General features: G+C 57.7%; 17 protein-coding genes. 9 read left to right on the forward strand and 8 right to left on the reverse strand.

Going from position 1 to position 17,507, the window contains the following annotated elements:
* The first annotated feature begins 2 nt into the window (after nt 1–2).
* The 4 genes from ybgF (at nt 3) to ACFDAU_RS03430 (ending at nt 3,479) form a co-directional block, all read left to right on the forward strand.
* Entirely contained in the window at nt 3–794 is a 792-nt protein-coding gene (gene ybgF / locus ACFDAU_RS03415) for a tol-pal system protein YbgF (protein WP_413438623.1), read from the forward strand.
* Between the two features lie 4 nt (nt 795–798).
* Nucleotides 799–1,446 (forward strand): 7-carboxy-7-deazaguanine synthase QueE, encoded by a 648-nt coding sequence (queE, locus tag ACFDAU_RS03420; RefSeq protein WP_413438624.1) that lies wholly within the window; start codon nt 799–801, stop codon nt 1,444–1,446.
* Nucleotides 1,446–2,135, forward strand: a complete 690-nt coding sequence (gene queC, locus ACFDAU_RS03425; RefSeq protein ID WP_413438625.1) for a 7-cyano-7-deazaguanine synthase QueC — start codon at nt 1,446–1,448, stop codon at nt 2,133–2,135. The genes queE and queC overlap by 1 nt, the downstream gene beginning before the upstream one ends.
* A gap of 162 nt (nt 2,136–2,297) precedes the next feature.
* Nucleotides 2,298–3,479: a YeeE/YedE family protein gene (locus ACFDAU_RS03430; RefSeq protein WP_413438626.1), complete on the forward strand. Its 1,182-nt coding sequence runs from the start codon at nt 2,298–2,300 to the stop codon at nt 3,477–3,479.
* Between the two features lie 58 nt (nt 3,480–3,537).
* Here ACFDAU_RS03430 and yjgA read toward each other — a convergent pair whose 3' ends face one another.
* Nucleotides 3,538–4,062, reverse strand: coding sequence for a ribosome biogenesis factor YjgA (yjgA, locus tag ACFDAU_RS03435; protein ID WP_413438627.1), 525 nt, complete (start codon nt 4,060–4,062; stop codon nt 3,538–3,540).
* A 66-nt stretch (nt 4,063–4,128) separates the two neighbouring features.
* On the opposite strand from yjgA, the gene pmbA reads away from it, so the two are divergent.
* The 5 genes from pmbA to ycaO all read left to right on the forward strand — a co-directional run bounded on the left by pmbA (nt 4,129) and on the right by ycaO (nt 9,853).
* Nucleotides 4,129–5,466: a metalloprotease PmbA gene (gene pmbA, locus ACFDAU_RS03440; RefSeq protein ID WP_413438628.1), complete on the forward strand. Its 1,338-nt coding sequence runs from the start codon at nt 4,129–4,131 to the stop codon at nt 5,464–5,466.
* A gap of 3 nt (nt 5,467–5,469) precedes the next feature.
* Complete coding sequence (locus tag ACFDAU_RS03445) at nt 5,470–6,099, forward strand: GDSL-type esterase/lipase family protein (RefSeq protein WP_413438629.1); 630 nt, start codon at nt 5,470–5,472, stop codon at nt 6,097–6,099.
* Between the two features lie 18 nt (nt 6,100–6,117).
* Complete coding sequence (locus ACFDAU_RS03450) at nt 6,118–6,657, forward strand: TRAP transporter small permease subunit (protein ID WP_413438630.1); 540 nt, start codon at nt 6,118–6,120, stop codon at nt 6,655–6,657.
* Nucleotides 6,657–8,057 (forward strand): TRAP transporter large permease, encoded by a 1,401-nt coding sequence (locus ACFDAU_RS03455; RefSeq protein ID WP_413438631.1) that lies wholly within the window; start codon nt 6,657–6,659, stop codon nt 8,055–8,057. Before ACFDAU_RS03450 ends, ACFDAU_RS03455 begins: the two co-directional genes overlap by 1 nt.
* 80 nt (nt 8,058–8,137) lie before the next feature.
* Complete coding sequence (ycaO, locus tag ACFDAU_RS03460) at nt 8,138–9,853, forward strand: 30S ribosomal protein S12 methylthiotransferase accessory factor YcaO (protein WP_413438632.1); 1,716 nt, start codon at nt 8,138–8,140, stop codon at nt 9,851–9,853.
* 32 nt (nt 9,854–9,885) lie between these two features.
* Here ycaO and ACFDAU_RS03465 read toward each other — a convergent pair whose 3' ends face one another.
* From ACFDAU_RS03465 to recA, 7 genes are all read right to left on the reverse strand, one after another.
* Nucleotides 9,886–10,827 (reverse strand): bestrophin family protein, encoded by a 942-nt coding sequence (locus ACFDAU_RS03465; protein WP_413438633.1) that lies wholly within the window; start codon nt 10,825–10,827, stop codon nt 9,886–9,888.
* Nucleotides 10,828–11,026: 199 nt separating this feature from the next.
* A complete protein-coding gene (locus ACFDAU_RS03470) occupies nt 11,027–11,902 on the reverse strand; it encodes an oxygenase MpaB family protein (protein ID WP_413438634.1) in 876 nt (291 codons plus the stop codon).
* A gap of 730 nt (nt 11,903–12,632) precedes the next feature.
* Nucleotides 12,633–13,667: a lysylphosphatidylglycerol synthase transmembrane domain-containing protein gene (locus ACFDAU_RS03475; RefSeq protein WP_413438635.1), complete on the reverse strand. Its 1,035-nt coding sequence runs from the start codon at nt 13,665–13,667 to the stop codon at nt 12,633–12,635.
* Nucleotides 13,664–14,416 (reverse strand): DUF2334 domain-containing protein, encoded by a 753-nt coding sequence (locus ACFDAU_RS03480; RefSeq protein WP_413438636.1) that lies wholly within the window; start codon nt 14,414–14,416, stop codon nt 13,664–13,666. Before ACFDAU_RS03480 ends, ACFDAU_RS03475 begins: the two co-directional genes overlap by 4 nt.
* The gene (locus ACFDAU_RS03485; RefSeq protein WP_413438637.1) at nt 14,409–15,524 is read right to left on the reverse strand and encodes a glycosyltransferase family 4 protein; all 1,116 of its coding nucleotides are present in this window, start codon (nt 15,522–15,524) and stop codon (nt 14,409–14,411) included. The genes ACFDAU_RS03480 and ACFDAU_RS03485 overlap by 8 nt, the downstream gene beginning before the upstream one ends.
* 284 nt (nt 15,525–15,808) lie before the next feature.
* Nucleotides 15,809–16,255, reverse strand: coding sequence for a recombination regulator RecX (gene recX, locus ACFDAU_RS03490; RefSeq protein ID WP_413438638.1), 447 nt, complete (start codon nt 16,253–16,255; stop codon nt 15,809–15,811).
* A 144-nt stretch (nt 16,256–16,399) separates the two neighbouring features.
* Entirely contained in the window at nt 16,400–17,422 is a 1,023-nt protein-coding gene (recA, locus tag ACFDAU_RS03495; protein WP_124705080.1) for a recombinase RecA, read from the reverse strand.
* Between the last annotated feature and the right edge of the window lie 85 nt (nt 17,423–17,507).

Consider the following 17,507-nt stretch of genomic DNA (forward strand, 5'->3'; position numbering starts at 1 on the left):
GAATGATGCGCGCGCCATACTTCCGTTTGCTTCTGGCGATCTGCCTTGCTGGTATTTATCTTCCGGCAAGTGCGAATGACGCCGAGGTGGCGCGCCATCTGGCGGATATGCAAGCCCAGATCAGCAGCATGGATGCCCGTATCAGCAGGCTTGAATCCATGCTGCAAAATGGCTCCATGCTTAACCTGCTGTCTGAAGTAGAAGAGCTCAAAGCGCAGGTCCGACGCTTGCGTGGCGATGTGGACGTACAGTCCAACGAAATCAGCGTGACGCAAAAACGCCAGAATGATTTATATACGGATCTGGATGCCCGACTGCGCAAGATCCAGCATGCCGATAATGGCCCTGCTGCCTCGGCTGCAACTGACGCGGCACCCGACAAAACCGCTTCAGCCGTACCCGCGCTGCCTGCAGCTGGCGGTAACAGCGCACACGACTATGAAGCCGCATTAAACCAGTTCAAGGCGGCTAACTATCCAGCCACGATTGCTGCATTCAAGGACTTCATCAAAAAATATCCGGACAATCCGCTAACTCCTAGCGCACAGTACTGGATAGGTAATGCCTACTTTTCCATGAAGGATTACAAGGCGGCAATCGCACAGCAGCGGAAGCTGATTGCAGCTCACCCGGATAACCCCAAAGTCCCGGATGCGATGCTGAATATATCCAGCGCGCAACTCGAAATGGGCGATCTCGACGCAGCGCGCAAGACCTTGACAGTGCTGGTCAGCAAATATCCGGACAGCAATGCCACGGCACTGGCGCGAAAGCGCCTGGACGCGTTGAAGTAATATCTTGTTCGACGCTACCCTTCGTATCACCGAGATTTTCTATTCTGTGCAAGGCGAAACCAGCCGTGCCGGTCTGCCTACGGTATTTATCCGGCTGACCGGATGCCCGCTGCGTTGTGGTTACTGCGACACCGCCTATGCTTTTCATGGCGGCAACAGCATGAGCATCGCGGCTGTTCTGGAGCAGGTGGCACAATATGCGCCACGCTATGTCACCGTCACCGGGGGCGAACCGCTGGCCCAGAAGAATGCACCGCTACTGCTCGCCGCGCTGTGCGATGCCGGCTACGATGTGTCACTCGAAACCAGCGGTGCACTGGACATCAGTGGTATTGATCCAAGGGTCTCCAGAATAATGGATATCAAAACACCGGGGTCGGGCGAAGCAGCAAAAAACGACTGGAACAACCTCAAATACCTGACCCCGCACGACGAAATAAAGTTCGTCATCGTCGATGCGGCCGACTACGATTGGGCCCGCAGCCTGTTGCAGGAGCACCAGTTGGCACAGCGCTGTCCGGTATTGTTTTCACCGGTGCACGGGCAATTGCAGTCCGGTCAGCTGGCCGACTGGGTTCTGCGCGACCGTCTGCCGGTACGGATGCAGGTGCAGCTGCACAAGATTTTCTGGGGCGAAGTGGCGGGGCGTTGATGGACAAGACGCGCCGCGCAGTCATATTGCTTTCCGGCGGACTGGATTCCGCAACAGTACTGGCGATTGCGCGCAGCAGCGGATTCGCCTGTCATGCTTTAAGTTTTGACTACGGGCAGCGTCACAGTGCCGAACTGGATGCCGCGGCGCGGGTGGCTGACCGCCAGGGTGCCGTCGAGCATCGTGTATTCAAGCTCGATCTGGCGATGTTCGGAGGCTCCGCGCTGACCGATTCGCGCATTGCCGTACCGGAGCAGGCCAGTACAGGCATACCAGTGACCTATGTCCCGGCGCGTAATACCATCATGCTCTCGATTGCACTGGCCTGGGCGGAAGTGCTGGAGAGCCGCGATATTTTCATCGGCGTGAATGCGGTGGATTACTCCGGCTATCCCGATTGCCGCCCGGAATACATTGCTTCCTTCGAAACCATGGCAAATCTGGCGACCAAAGCAGGTGTGGAAGGCAAGCAATTGCATATCCACACTCCGCTGATGCAGCTCGGCAAGGCGCAGATTATTCGTCTTGGAACCGAACTGGGTGTGGATTACAATGCCACGGTTTCCTGTTATCAGGCCGATGCGGCAGGACGCGCTTGTGGCGTATGCGACTCATGCCGGTTACGTCGTCAAGGCTTCATCGAAGCGGGTGTGGCGGATGCGACGCGGTATATAGCAAGTCCGGAGTAATTGCGCGTCGTTCCAGGTTTTGTCAGGGTAATTGGTTGTGAATGGGTAGCCTCTACAGACATTCGTCAAGCGTTGGGCAATCGGCGCAGGACGTTGTTAATTGGCTGCAAAATATAAAATTGCACGTGCGGCAGTGCGTTACCGTAACAGGAGTAAAAAAAGATGATTTTTGATACCTTTCAGCAGGGACAATCGATGTTCCTCTGGCTGACTTTCGGCATAGCGTTGATCATGGGCGCAGTCGTCAACAAGACAAATTTTTGTACCATGGGTGCCGTATCGGACTGGGTCAATATGGGTGATACCGGCCGGATGCGCTCCTGGCTGCTGGCGATTGCGGTGGCATTGCTCGGTGTAGTGGTACTGGAATATTTCGGCAAGCTGAATCCCGACGCATCCTTTCCACCCTACCGCAGTGGGCAATTAATCTGGGCAGAAAACCTGCTCGGCGGTTTGATGTTCGGCATTGGAATGACGCTGGCATCTGGTTGCGGTAACAAGAGCCTGGTCCGCGCCGGCGCCGGTAACCTTAAATCCATCGTGGTTGTGCTGATTATTGGAGTGATCGCCTACTATATGACCAACCCGTTTCCGAATTCGGACAAGACATTATTCAGCGTGCTTTTTAACGGCTGGATTCGTCCTCTGGCGATCAATGTGGGTGCTCACCAGGATTTGGGTACGCTTCTGGCCGGCGCTCAAAACGCCGTCAAGGCACGCCTGATTATCGGTGGAATACTGGGTTTGGCGCTGCTCGTGTATGTGTTTAAATCAGTCGACTTCCGCAGTAACCGGGATCTCATTCTCGGCGGTTTGGTGGTTGGGCTGGCGGTACTCGCGGCCTGGTATGTGACCAGTAACGTCAGTGTCATGGTGGACGGATCACGCCACACCTTGCTGGACTATGGTCAGCAATGGGACTTCCTGGCCAACTCGGATGCTGGCAAGCCAGCCGATATCATGCCGCTCAGTCCGCAATCGTTTACCTTTATCAACCCGATGGGTCAGATGCTGGGGTATGGCGCGGCCGGATTCAATAAAGCCTTTTTGACTTTCGGCATCATGGCGGTATTGGGAGTAGCCGCAGGCTCGTTCCTGTGGTCGGTGGTAAGCCGCAGCTTCCGTATCGAGTGGTTCGCCTCCTTCAAGGACTTCGTAACCCATGTCATCGGCGCAGTCTTGATGGGCTTCGGCGGGGTGCTGGCGATGGGTTGCACCATCGGACAAGGCGTTACCGGTGTGTCGACGCTTGCGCTGGGGTCATTTATCGCATTTTTCGCGATTGTGGCAGGCAGCGCGATCACCATGAAAATCCAATACATGATCATGATGCGCGAAGCTTGAACTGAACAGTTCGGCTGATTCAAACAAGGGCAGGATGCCAGGCATCCTGCCCTTTTTCTTATTCCTCAGCAGGGTCCTGTTCATCCGTTGCGTCATTTGAAACCAGCCCGCGAATCAGCTTGAAAAGTGCCCGGCTGCTTTTCGGTGCTTGTGTGGCAGCCGCTTCACGGCGCGCATTACGGACCAGGGTGCGAAGCTGCTGGGCATCGGCCTGCGGGTAAATATCGACAAACTCGGTCAGCGCCGCGTCGTCGGCCAGCAGGCGCGTGCGCCAGTTTTCCATGCGGTGAAACTCGGCGATGACTTCGGCGCTATCGCCACGCCAGGCATTGAGTTGCTCGGCGATCGGCTGTGCGTCGGTAATGCGCATCAGGCGGCCGATATACTGCATCTGACGACGCAGGCCGCCATGTGCGGTGATGCGTTTGGCCTGATTCACCGCATCGCGCAGGGTTTCCGGCAAATCCAGCTGATCCAGCTTGCTGGCGGGCAAGGCGACCAGTTCTTCACCGAGCTTTTGCAGCGCGGTCATCTGGCGTTTGATTTCACTTTTACTGATGGGTTGTTCGATGTCGTCGTCCATGGTGCGCAGAGGGTGGGGAAATGTTGCTATGATAACGGCTTTTAGGCATTCCCTTCTGGAGTCTCCGTGACCGACCGATTCAGCCATTCCCGCGACGACCTGCAAGCGCTTGTTGATAACATGCTTACCTATGCCCGGCAGCAAGGTGCCACCGGCTGCGAAGCCGAGGCTTCCGCCGGATTCGGGCAGAGTGTGACGGTGCGCAAAGGCGAAGTGGAAACCATCGAATACAACCGCGACAAGGGGATCGGCGTATCCGTATACATTGGCCAGCGCAAGGGCCATGCGTCGACTTCCGATTTTGGCATGCAAGCATTGCACGACACGGTGGACAAGGCGCTTACCATCGCGCGCTACACCGCTGAGGACAGCTTCGCCGGCCTGCCGGATGAAACCTTGCTGGCGCGCGACATTCCTGATCTTGATCTTTACCATCCGTGGGCATACAGCGTCGACCAGGCAATTGACGCAGCGCGCGAATGCGAAGTGGCCGCCCTCGCAGTGGACAGCCGCATCACCAATTCCGAAGGCGCCAGCGTGAATACCCAGGAGTCGCTGTTCGTGTATGGCAACAGCCTGGGCTTTCTGGCGGGCTACCCGACTTCGCGCCACGCCATCAGTTGCGCGGTGATTGCCGAATCGGCAGCCGGGATGCAGCGTGATTACTGGTATACCACCGCGCGCAATGCCGCGGATATGGACCCCGGCACCCTGGTGGGCCGCCGCGCCGGCGAACGCACCGTGCGTCGTCTGGATGCGCGCCAGGTCAAAACCGCCCAGGTGCCGGTTCTGTTTGAAGCCCCAGTGGCCGCGGGGCTGATCGGACACTTTGTTTCTGCTGCCAGCGGCGGCAGTCTGTACCGCAAGTCGTCGTTCCTGCTCGACAGCCTGGGCAAGCAGATATTTTCTCCGATCGTGCAGATTGCCGAGCGTCCGCATATTGCCAAAGGGCTGGCCAGCAGCCCGTTTGACAATGAGGGCGTCGCCACGCATGACCGGGATCTGGTCAAGGACGGCGTGCTGGGCGGCTATTTCCTCAGCACTTACAGCGCACGCAAGCTCGGGATGCAGTCCACCGGCAACGCCGGCGGCAATCATAACCTGATCCTGTCCAGCACCGGCGAGGACTTCGCCGCCCTGCTCAGGAAAATGGATACCGGCCTGCTGGTCACCGAACTGCTTGGTCATGGCATCAATACCGTCACCGGCGACTACTCGCGCGGCGCGGCAGGATTCTGGGTGGAAAACGGGGTGATTCAGTACCCGGTGGAAGAAATCACCATTGCCGGCAATCTCAAGGACATGTTCATGCAGATCATCGCCATCGGCACCGATGTCGAAGCGCGCGGCTCCAAGCAGACCGGCTCGATCCTGATAGAGCGCATGACTGTGGCCGGGGAATAATCTTTGGGGAAGCATCTGCCAACAGAGCGAGCGTTAGCCTGGCTATGCCTGTTGTGGGTGCTGTTGCTCGCCGGCTGTGGCGCCACGCAGCCGGCGTTGCCGCATCTGGGGCCGGACGATGTGGTGCTGGCGTTTGGCGACAGCCTGACTTACGGCACCGGTGTCGACGCGGCGCACAGCTACCCGGCACAGCTCGGCCAGCTCATCGGGCACAAGGTGGTGGCAGCTGGAGTGCCGGGTGAAGTTACGGCACAAGGCGTGACGCGCCTGCCGGGTGTGCTGGATACCGTACAACCCAAATTGCTGCTGTTATGCCTGGGCGGCAATGATTTGTTGCATAAGCTGGATGCAGTGACGATTGCGGCCAATCTGCGCACCATGGTGTACGAGGCGCGCCAACGCGGTATCGCCGTGGTGTTGATCGGTGTACCGGAGCCCAGCTTGTTTGGTGGCGTACCCAAGTATTATGCGGATATTGCTGCGAAGGCCGACATCCCTTACGAGGGCAAGGTGCTGAAAACCGTATTATTCGACAATACCAAAAAATCCGACCCGATCCACCCCAATGCGGCAGGCTACCGCATGATTGCCGAAGCATTGGCCAAGTTGCTGCACCAGACCGGGGCGGTTTAATAATAATTTGAGGGCAACATGAAAGCATTGCTGACCCTGGCGCGTGCAATTGATGCGCTGAACGAGCAAATCGGCCACGCGCTGCGCTGGCTGGTGCTGATTGCCACGCTGATCTCAGCAGCCAACGCGCTGGTGCGCTACGGCCTGGGCGAAAGTTCCAATGCCTGGTTGGAAATCCAGTGGTATTTGTTTGGCGCAATCTTCCTGCTCGGTGCCGGTTATACCCTGAAGCATAACGGTCATGTCCGCATCGACCTGATCTATGGGCGATTGTCCGAACGCAGCCGGGCGCTGGTTGATCTGCTGGGCGGTTTGCTGTTCCTGCTGCCGTTCGCGTTACTGATGATCTGGTACGCGTGGCCGATGTTCATGGCGTCCTGGCACGGCAATGAAATGTCGCCCGATTCCGGGGGGCTGTTGCGCTGGCCGGTGAAGCTGATGATTCCGGCAGGTTTCGGCCTGCTGGCGCTGCAGGGCGTGGCGGAAATCATCAAGCGCATCGCCGTGCTGGCGGGGGTGCTGACGCTGGACCCGGAAGCGCCGCTGGAACAGGGGTGATGAGCATGGAACTCATGGCGCCGCTGATGTTTGCCGGCCTGGTGATCTTCCTGTTGCTGGGTTATCCGGTGGCATTCTCGCTCGCCGCGAATGGCCTGCTGTTTGCGCTGGTGGGGATCCATTACGGCTTTTTCGATATTTCCCTGATGCAGGCGTTGCCCGAGCGCGTGCTCGGCATCATCGCCAACCAGACCCTGCTGGCGATCCCGTTTTTTACCTTCATGGGCCTGGTGCTGGAACGCAGCGGCATGGCCGAAGACCTGCTGGAAACCGTTGGGCAGCTATTTGGCAATCTGCGCGGCGGCCTGGCCTATGCGGTGATTCTTGTCGGCGCTCTGCTGGGCGCGACGACGGGCGTGGTGGCGGCTTCGGTCATCGCGATGGGGCTGATCTCGCTGCCCATCATGATGCGTTATGGTTATGACCAGCGCCTGGCGACCGGCGTGATTGCCGCATCCGGTACGCTGGCGCAGATCATCCCGCCGAGTCTGGTGCTGATCGTGCTGGCCGACCAGTTAGGCATATCAGTGGGCGATCTGTACAAGGGCGCGCTGGTACCCAGCCTGGTGCTGACCGGGTTGTATATAGCCTTTGTGCTGCTCATCACCCTGGTCAAACCGGCTGCTGCACCGGCGTTGCCACGCAGCGCGCGTACCTTGCATGGCCGTGCTTTACTGCGCCGTGTTGGGGCGTCATTGCTGCCACCGCTACTGCTCATATTCCTGGTGCTCGGCACCATCTTCCTGGGCTGGGCTACGCCTACCGAAGGCGGGGCCATGGGAGCCAGCGGCGCGCTGGCACTGGCGTTGTTCAAGCGCCGCCTCAGCCTCGATCTGCTCAAACAGGCCATGGATTCCACCACCCGGCTGACCAGTTTTGTGGTGTTCATCCTGATCGGATCCACCGTGTTCAGCCTGGTGTTTCGCGGCGTGGACGGCGATCTGTGGGTGGAACATCTGCTCACTGCCCTGCCCGGCGGTGCGTTGGGCTTTTTGATCGTGGTCAATCTGCTGATATTCGTGCTGGCGTTCTTCCTCGACTTTTTCGAGATCGCCTTCATCATCATCCCGTTGCTGGCGCCGGTTGCGCACAAGCTGGGGATTGATCTGGTATGGTTCGGTGTGCTGATAGGCATTAATATGCAGACTTCGTTCATGCATCCGCCGTTTGGTTTTGCGCTGTTTTATCTGCGCAGCGTTGCCCCCAAATCGATTCGAACCAGCGCCATTTATCGGGGGGCGATCCCATTTGTGATAATCCAGTTGCTGATGGTGGGACTGCTCATTGCCTTCCCCGGTCTGACTGGCGTCAGGCACGATGCCCTTGCCCCCGGCGTGATCGATGTGCCGCTGGAGCAGGATGGCTATGGTGATTATTTCCTGCCGCGTGAATGGCGCTGACAAAATGCAAAAGGCAAAACCTGGGTAGCTCCTGCTTGGGTAAATTGAATTGCCGTTTTAGATCGTTAATGGAAACCATTATGCAAACAGAAAGTTTCATTCCCGGCAAAGACGCTTCACTGGAAGCGTCTATCCAGTCCATGCAGGCCAAACTGGAGGCGTTGGGCTTCCATATCGAGGAGCGCTCCTGGCTCAATCCCATCGCCAACGTCTGGTCGGTACACATCCGCGACCGCGATTGTCCGATCCTGTTCACCAACGGCAAGGGCGCATCGCAAAAGGCCGCGCTGGCGAGTGCGCTGGGCGAATATTTCGAACGTCTCGGCTGCCATTATTTCTGGACCCATTACTACCTGGGCGAAACCATTGCTCAGCGCGAATATGTACATTACCCGCAGGAAAAATGGTTTCCATTAAGCGAGGACGAGCGCTGGCCGGAAGGCTTGCTGGATGCCGAGTTGCAGGCATTCTATAACCCTGATGAAACAGTGAAGGCGCATGTGCTGGTGGAACACAATTCCGGCAATGCCGGACGCGGCATTTGCGCGTTGCCCTACCAGCGTCAACGCGATGGCGCCACATTGTGGTTCCCGGTCAATATTATCGGCAACCTGTATGTCAGCAATGGCATGTCGGCGGGCAATTCCCCCGCCGAGGCGCGCGTGCAGGCGTTGTCCGAAATCTTCGAGCGCCACGTCAAGTTCCGCATTATTGCCGAAGGCCTGTGCCTGCCCGATGTGCCGGAGGCCGTCATCGCGCGCTATCCTAAAATCGAGGCCGGCATCCGCGACTTGCGCGCCGCCGGGTTCGGCATCCTGGTCAAGGACGCCTCGCTGGGCGGGAAATACCCGGTGATGAACGTCACCCTGCTCAACCCGCGCGACCAGGGCTGCTTCGCCAGTTTCGGGGCGCATCCGCGCTTTGAGGTTGCACTGGAACGAGCGCTCACCGAGCTGCTGCAAGGCCGCGCGCTGGATGCGCTGGGCGACTTTCCAGAACCGGGTTTCGACCTGGAAGAAATCGCCGATCCGCAAAACCTGGAAATTCACTTTGTCGATTCCAGCGGCATCATCAGCTGGGAATTTCTGCGTGCCACGCCCGATTACGAGTTTGCCGACTGGAACTTCAGCGGCACCACCGAGCAGGAATACGCCTGGCTGTGCGAGCTCATCCATACCGAGGAACGCGACATCTATATCGCGGATTTCCCCGATCTGGGCGTGTATGCCTGCCGCATCATTGTCCCGGGCATGTCCGAAATCTATCCCACCGACGATCTGGAATGGAACAACAACAGTGTCGGCAACCAGCTGCGCCACGCCATCCTGCATCTGACGCAACTGGATGACGAGGAATGCAGCGAACTGCTGGACCAGCTCGACGAACTCGCCCTCGACGATCAGCGCCCCGTCGCTGCGCTGATCGGCCTTGTTGCCGATGCCGGTACGCTGTGGAAAGATTTGCGCGTGGGCGAGCTGAAAACGCTGCTGGCACTGGCCATTGGCGATAACGAAGCGATCCGCGCAGGCTGCCACTGGGTGCGCCACTTCGAACAGCTCGATCCCGCTCGGCGTCTGGTTTATCGTTGCATCGAAGCCCTGCTATTGATGGAAGATGCCGAACACTACAGCGACAGCCTGCAAACGCTTTACGGCGCGGATACCCTGAAACAAGCCCAGGCCATGTTGCGCGGTGAACAGCGCTTTTTTGGCCTGCAGGCGCCGGGCATGGAGTTGTCAGGGTGCGATATGCATCAGCGGCTGCTGACTGCGTACAGCAAATTGAACCAGGTTTGATTACCTCTCGGCGGGGGCCGCAGTACTGACCTTTACATCAGGCAATAATTCACCGGTGCCAGTGCGGGCAGTTTGACTGCGTCGCCGATGGATTCGCGCAGGTTGACCTCGATCGTTCGGCATAGGGCGTCAAGCGGTAAATCGTTTTCGCTCAGGCCAAAGGGTTCCTCTATCTCGTCACCCAGTGCATCGAGGCCGAAAAAGGTATAGGCGACGATCGCCGCTACGAATGGCGTCATGAACCCGATGGAGTCGACCAGGCCAAAAGGAAGGAGGAAACAATAAAGATAGGCGGTGCGATGCAAGAGCAGGGTGTAGGAAAACGGGATTGGCGTATTTTTAATGCGCTCGCAACCGGCATTCACTACCACCATGGAGGATAGGGTAGCGTCGATGGAAGCAGCCAGACACGCGTCGATTCGACCTTCCCTGACGCATTGACCCAGGTCTGCGCCCATCCGGAACATCAGGAAATTCGGACCATTCGCAGACTGCCCCAACTGTCTGCGCTCTTCCTCCTGAAGCAGGCCGGTCAAATCGCGCGCTTCCCTGGCGTTGCGCAGCCGATCCCGGAGCGAATGCGCATAAGCGATAGCCCGATAAATCATCCTTACGCGTATATCGGTTAATCCCAGGCTGGCACTAGCGGGCGCTGGTTGCTGGATCAGATTCTGGCATTGCCTGGATAAATTCTGGGTGTCCGATACCAGTTGGCCCCATAGCTTCCTGCCTTCCCAATATCTGTCATAAGCGGCGTTATTGCGAAAGCCCAGAAAGATTGCCAGGGGCAGACCGATCAAGGTAAACGGAATTGCGGTCACGATGATCTTGTAGTTGAACAGCGAGCCATGTGCGATCGCCACCACAATGGCAACCGCTGTATTCACCAGCAAGACTTTCCATATCCTCGATAAAATCGATCCTTTCAGAACGAAAAACAGACGCAGCCCGGATGGGCGATCACGCACAATCATAATTGCTTTCCTCTATGAATACCTCGGAGTCTGGTCCTGTCCGCATCTGCAGATGCTTTCGTCCGGGGTTCAATCAGACGCATGGTTGCAGACTGCGGGAGGGCAGATTCCATTGGAGGCAGACGCTTTAAATAACAAATGGGCCGGTTACGTCAGCTCTCGGAGCGCCGCTACTACTCGTGAAAAATCCGGCAGCATTTCATGCCTGTGGGTCACTCGGAGGCGATTCGGCTTGCGTCATATACGGCGGGCCGATTTGTTCCAGCCGATAACCCGCAGGATAACTGGGGTGCGTCATCTGCGTGCGCAGCCGTGGTTGACGCCGCGCCGGCATGAAACGCAGCGCCAGCGCGCGCAACCTGAGCGCACCGACAACAGTCGCACGCAGCCCAGGCAGCGGCTTAGGAAAATCGAAGGCGTGGCGCACCGGCTCATCCAGCAACGCATAAATGACGTGTCTTACAGCGGGCCGTAACAGTGCGGGAAACCAGCTGGCGAACAGTTCGCGCGTGGCGGAACCGATGCGGCGGTTGCTCTCCGCAAACATGAAATGCGTGCGTTCATATTCCACGTTGTAGCGTTCGAATGCCGCACAGCTTTCCGGTATCTCCCGTATCCCCATACGCGTACCCACTTCGCGCCAGAAATAAAACAACGCAAGACGCTCCTGTTCACACATCGTGCGCCAGCCGAAACGCGCGTTCCAGCGTATCGGCTCGAACACGAAGGTGGACAATACGTATAGGAAATCCTCGTTGGCAATCCTGAAATGGCTGTGAATCCGGTTCATGCGCGCCAGCGCCGCACTTCCGCGTGCGCTGTCATAGCCCCATTCCATCATTTCACTGATGATGAGATCGGTGTCGTCGTAGCGCTTCTGCGGGCAGCGTCCGAATTCGCCACTACGATCCAGCAAAGCGGAAATGCCCGGTACGCAATAAGTGCGGAACAAAGCGAATTCCAGCGCGCGGGTCGTGTCGAAAGGAAACTCGAAACACACGTCCAGATAGACAATACGCTGATGATCGCGCACCGGGTCGAGGCCGCGTATCTGGTCGCGTAAGCGTTGTTTCACGTCAGCAATTCAGTCCGGCAAACATCGTAGCCTGCTACAAACCCGATAGCACCGGAACAGCTGAATCTTGCGTACAAAATCAATCCTGGATACATCTATGCCCTCGCCTGGAAAGTGATCGAGTCAAAACTTTTGCCATCCGTTCTTTACCGTTCGGATTTTCTCAACACAATGGATATCCCCGCTCTGGTCCGGACGCCCGAGTATCTACCCGCCTGTGTAAGAACCATCGGGCTGCATTACACATCGGGTGCCCCCAACGAATGTTCCATCCGGACACATAGTCGATTTACTACCGCCTACGTAGGATCCATCGGGTGCCATGGTTATCTTGCCACCGCCGACGTAAGAGCCATCGGGTGCCATAGTGACTTTGTTTCCACCCACGTAAGAACCATCAGGAGTCATCGTGCAATCATTCCCCGAAACATGCGTCCCATCCGGGCACATTCCGGCAATCGCTGGTTGAGTGGCGAGCAAAGCTAACGATACTAATAAGGCATTCATTTTCATATTAGTCCCCATCAATAAATTGTTACGACAACCCAAAATCCTACGCATGAAAACGCCGGTCGTTACTCAGGATTCACCCAAATTGCTCGAGCGTATTCGCGCCAGGATACGGGTTTTTCACGACGGGATATCCAGGGAGCGGGCATGGAGCGATAGGACACATTGTGCATTTTGCCAGCAAGCAATATAGATGAATAGCAAGGCCTATAGGCCTTACTCAGGATGGTGTCGATGTTGCCTGAGCCGCCACGGCTTGTTTCGCGGCACCATTTCCCAGATGTTGCCACAGCGCCTTGCCTGCGAACAGGGCAAAGACCGGTGCGCCCGCGATCAGGTACCAGTAGTAGGTGGTGAAACGCCACATCAGCAGGACTGCGCCCAGGGTGGCGTGATCGAGCACCGGCGCAAGCAGCGCGGTGAAGCTCAGCTCTACCCCGCCGCTGCCGCCGGGCAGCATAGTGAACTGGCCGGCAGTCAGCGCCAGCATCTGGATGAGGAAGCTGTAGGCCCAGGAGATATGGCGGCCCATGCCGGCGATCAGCACATACAGAATGCTATAGCGCATCAGCCAGTGGCCGACGCACAGCAGGTAGATGGCGAACAGGCGTCCGCGCGACATTCCCAGGGTGAGGCGCAAGCCATGGCGGAAGCGTAATAAGGTGCGCAACACGCGTCTTCTCCTGGCAGGAGATACGTGCCATTTTCGCAAACCTTGGCTTGCCCACATCAAGGTGGAGCGGTAGTGTCTTGCCGCCAGCCATGCCAATACCATGGCGCCCAACAGTAATGCGGCCAGCAGGGCGAGCTGCCAGCCCACCTGTAACTGTTGCGGGTGGATGAACAGGGTGAGCGCGATGACTAACACCGCGGTGGTAAAGAACAGGATGTCCATCAGGATATCCAGCGCATACAGGGCTGCGGCGCTGGTGCCGGATACACCATGGCGGCGCAGCAGGAAGATGTAGGTGAGGGGGCCGCCGCTGCCCGCCGGGGTGGCGCAAATGGCGAATTCGGTGGCCATGACGGTGGCGAGTGCACGTTTTTGAGTCATAGGTTGGCCGATGCCGGAGAGCATCAGGCGCAAACGCCCGGCATTGAAATTCCAGCCGACAAAAATCATCGCCAGCACCACGCCGAGCAGAGATAACGGAAAGCTGCTCAGGCGCTGAAACAGGCCGCTGCCTCCGTACAGCAGCGGGATACTCAGGCCCAGAATCAAACCAAACCCGATAAGCCAGAGGGACCGCCTCATACGCAGCGATTCACCCATTGCGCCTTGGTTAGCGCAGTGCGTGTGGGCAACAGTGCCTCCAGTGTTTCCAGCCAGAACTGCACGGCTTCGCGGTAACGCATATCGATGGGATGCAACCCGAGCCTTAACAGCGGGGTGGATAGGCTCTGCCTCAGACGGAACTGGTTCCAGTGACGCGAAGCCCTGCGCCGCCAGGCGCTACGCGAACTCCACACCAGCGTAGGCGTGTCCAGACGCTGCCAGTCCGGCAGACGGATGAGCCCGGCCAAATTGCTGGTATAGCGCAACGGCAAGCCGCGCAGGGCGGCTTGCGTTCCCTGGCTCATCAGCCACGCAGGCGCGACGAAACCGGCCACCGGCCAGCGATAGCGCTGAAACAGTTCCAGCCCCTGTTCCAGACGTTGCCGGGCATGCCTCTCATCCAGGCTGTAGAACTCGCCTTCATGAGTATAGATACGGCGCATGAACCAATTCACCGGGTTGGGCTGCAACGGGCTGTCGTCATGATGGTAGTAACCATGCAGCACGACTTCATCGCCACGGTCAATGCGCTGCTCGATGGCGTTCCTGAAATCCGGGAAACGGTCGAGGTGGAACTGGTGGTGGAAGTCGGGCACCACCAGCAAGGTCAAAGGGACACGTCCCAAGGCATCCACTGCGTGGATGAAGTCCTGATAAACAGGCCAGCTTTCCGGCGTCACGTCATGCAGGACGACGGTCATGGCAAGGCTGGCAGCTTGATCAGGCACGACGGCTTTCCTCTACCTTTCGCTCTGTATAACCGATTAATTTACGATACTGCCTCAGCATCTGAACCAGTATCCGGTCCCAGTCATAAAACTGTTCGATACGTTTCCGCGCCAGGCGTCCCATGCCATGATAGCCGTTGGCAAACAGGCTGCGTGCAGCTTCCGCCAGTGCTGGCGCGCTTACCGTTTCGGCCAGCAGGCCGCAACCGGGCACGACCAGTTCGGCAACTGCGCCCTTGCGGGTGGCGATGACGGGAATCCCGCTCGCCATTGCCTCAAGCACTACCAGGCCGAAAGTTTCATTATCGCCGGCATGAATCAGTGCATCGCTGCTGGCGAGATAGCGGGCGATCCGATCGGCCGGGACATATTCATGAATCACACTGACATTCTCCGGCACCGCGCGCGGCATGCCCGGCCCAACCAATAACAAATGATAATTTTTGCCCAGCAGTTTCATGGTCTGGAGCAGCAGGGGAATGTTTTTTTCGCGCGCGGCGCGTCCGACAAAGATAAGCAGGTAAACATCATCGGAAATGCCCAGCGTCTGCTTGAAAGGCAAGTACTGATGGCGAGGATGAAATTGCGTGGTGTCCACGCCCAGAGGCTGCAGCCTTACTTTTTCCACGCCCAGCCGGAGCAGTTTCTCGGCCATGACCTGGCTGGGTGCCAGAACGAGGTCAAACCGGCTGTAAAGCCTGGATATATAGTTATCCAGTACCGGATCAGTCCAGTGCCCGACGCGCGAGTTCACCAGGCGCGGCAAGTCAGAGTGATAGAAGCCGACCACCGGTACCTCCAGACGTTGTCCGGCTTCCAGGCAAGCCCATGCCGTGACGTACGGATCGCCTGCTTCGATGAGGTCAGGGCGAAGCCGGGTCAGGGTGTCCACCCAGTTTTTTGTCCGTAACGGAAACCGGTAGCCATGACCAAACGGGATCCGCGGCGCTGCGACGTTATGGATGTATCCATTGTGAGAGCGTTGCGGCCCCGGCACTACCAGGCTGTGTTGGACGTACCCTGCCAACCCGCGATGCTTGGCTTCGAGATAGGTCCGTACGCCGCCACTGGCTGGCGTGTAAAACATGGTGACGTCGGCGATATGCATGCGTTGAGCGTACCCTGGTGACTTTACAGTTTATCCATGAGCCGTCGCCATGACAGGTGATTTCCTCCAAACCCGGCTCCAGGATGGCTTTGGAACACGATCGCGTCTTGAAGGGGCAAGAAACAGATGGATAAACCGATGCACACTCATCAAAACGACGATTTATTGTTAGGACACCATTTTCCCGGATTTGGTTACAGGCGTATGTCTGTTTGCGCACATTATGATAAAAAAATTCACATGTCCGCCCGGTTACGAAGGCTGTGGAGGCCGGATTCCGGCTGCTATTCGATGTTGCCCAGGATTTTTCGGATGACATCCCATCCAAACCCCCGGCTCTGCAGGAAGCGTACCTGCTTGGCTTTTTCCTGCGCGCTGGCGGGGACTTGCCCGAATTTTCGCTCCCAGACGGCGCGGGCGCGTTCCAGTTCGGTGTCGTGCAGGCTGACCAGGGCGGCATTGATGAGGTCTTCGTCTACGCCTTTTTCGCGTAATTCGAAGGCAAGTTTGCGGCTGCCGTAGCGGCTTTGTCTGGCATTGACCACCTGTTCCGCGAAACGTGCGTCGGACAGCCAGCCGCGCGTTTGCAGATCGTCGAGCAGGGTAGTGAGGTCATCCGGGTTGTCGGTGTGCGGAGCGAGCTTGCGCATCAGTTCCATGCGCGAATGTTCGCGCCGGGAGAGCGCATCGAGTGCGCGGGCGCGCAGGGATTTTTCCGGAGGCTTGGGCATTGTTACCAAGCAAGAAACAATGAAGGCAAAAGGCAAAAATGGAAAGTCAAAAGGCAAAATTTAAGACCATTGCCGGGCTATATTTTTTGCCTCTCGCCTTTATTTTCCCTGGTGGGTAAAGCTTTTCCAGGTTCGTACTGTTAATTACTCAGCGGCTTCTGCCGTAGCAGCCATCGGCACGATCCCGATGGCTGCGCGCACTTTATTTTCAATCTCGTGGGCGATTTCAGGATGCTCGCGCAGGTATTCGCGTGCATTGTCTTTGCCCTGGCCGATTTTTTCGCCGTTATAGGCATACCAGGCACCGGATTTTTCCACCAGCTTGTGTTCCACGCCGAGTTCGATGATTTCCCCCTCGCGCGAGATGCCTTCGCCGTAAAGGATATCGAATTCAGCCTGCTTGAACGGCGGTGCGACCTTGTTCTTGACCACCTTGACGCGGGTTTCGCTGCCGATCACTTCATCGCCCTTCTTGATCGCGCCGGTGCGGCGGATGTCGAGGCGCACCGAGGCGTAGAACTTGAGTGCGTTGCCGCCAGTGGTGGTCTCCGGGTTGCCGAACATGACGCCGATTTTCATGCGGATCTGGTTGATGAAGATCACCAGGGTATTGGTGCGCTTGATGTTGCCGGTGAGTTTGCGCAGCGCCTGGCTCATCAGGCGGGCTTGCAGACCCATATGCGAGTCGCCCATTTCGCCCTCGATTTCGGCCTTGGGAGTCAACGCCGCGACCGAGTCGATCACCACCACGTCCACCGAACCGGAGCGCACCAGCATGTCGGCGATTTCCAGCGCCTGCTCGCCGGTATCGGGCTGCGAGATGAGCAGGTCGGAGACATTCACGCCGAGCTTTTGCGCGTATTGCGGGTCGAGGGCGTGCTCGGCATCGATGAACGCTGCGGTGCCGCCCAGTTTCTGCATTTCGGCGATCACCTGCAGGGTGAGGGTGGTTTTGCCTGAGGATTCCGGCCCGAAGATTTCAACGACACGACCGCGCGGCAAACCGCCGACGCCCAGCGCAATATCCAGACCAAGCGAACCGGTGGATACCACCTGAATATCGCGTACGACTTCGCCATCGCCTAGGCGCATGATGGAGCCTTTGCCGAAGCTTTTTTCGATTTGCGCCAGGGCCGCGGCGAGGGCTTTGCTTCTGTTTTCGTCCATGTGTTTTTTCCTCAAATTTAGTCCGGGATTATGGCATAAACCGTCAGTACCCGTTAGCCACAGAGATCACAGAGTACACAGAGAA

Source organism: Sulfuriferula sp. GW1, assembly GCF_047300855.1.
In the GTDB taxonomy this organism is placed as follows: Bacteria; Pseudomonadota; Gammaproteobacteria; order Burkholderiales; family Sulfuriferulaceae; genus Sulfuriferula.

Excerpts from the sequence above, each read along its gene's own strand:
- ACFDAU_RS03485 (WP_413438637.1), bottom strand. The coding sequence starts at position 15,524 with ATGCATATCGCCGACGTCACCATGTTTTACACGCCAGCCAGTGGCGGC.
- ACFDAU_RS03455 (WP_413438631.1), top strand. The coding sequence starts at position 6,657 with ATGAGCATGGAACTCATGGCGCCGCTGATGTTTGCCGGCCTGGTGATC.
- ycaO (WP_413438632.1), top strand. The coding sequence starts at position 8,138 with ATGCAAACAGAAAGTTTCATTCCCGGCAAAGACGCTTCACTGGAAGCG.
- ACFDAU_RS03475 (WP_413438635.1), bottom strand. The coding sequence starts at position 13,667 with ATGAGGCGGTCCCTCTGGCTTATCGGGTTTGGTTTGATTCTGGGCCTG.
- ACFDAU_RS03430 (WP_413438626.1), top strand. The coding sequence starts at position 2,298 with ATGATTTTTGATACCTTTCAGCAGGGACAATCGATGTTCCTCTGGCTG.
- ACFDAU_RS03450 (WP_413438630.1), top strand. The coding sequence starts at position 6,118 with ATGAAAGCATTGCTGACCCTGGCGCGTGCAATTGATGCGCTGAACGAG.
- recA (WP_124705080.1), bottom strand. The coding sequence starts at position 17,422 with ATGGACGAAAACAGAAGCAAAGCCCTCGCCGCGGCCCTGGCGCAAATC.
- ACFDAU_RS03465 (WP_413438633.1), bottom strand. The coding sequence starts at position 10,827 with ATGATTGTGCGTGATCGCCCATCCGGGCTGCGTCTGTTTTTCGTTCTG.
- recX (WP_413438638.1), bottom strand. The coding sequence starts at position 16,255 with ATGCCCAAGCCTCCGGAAAAATCCCTGCGCGCCCGCGCACTCGATGCG.
- ybgF (WP_413438623.1), top strand. The coding sequence starts at position 3 with ATGATGCGCGCGCCATACTTCCGTTTGCTTCTGGCGATCTGCCTTGCT.
- queC (WP_413438625.1), top strand. The coding sequence starts at position 1,446 with ATGGACAAGACGCGCCGCGCAGTCATATTGCTTTCCGGCGGACTGGAT.
- yjgA (WP_413438627.1), bottom strand. The coding sequence starts at position 4,062 with ATGGACGACGACATCGAACAACCCATCAGTAAAAGTGAAATCAAACGC.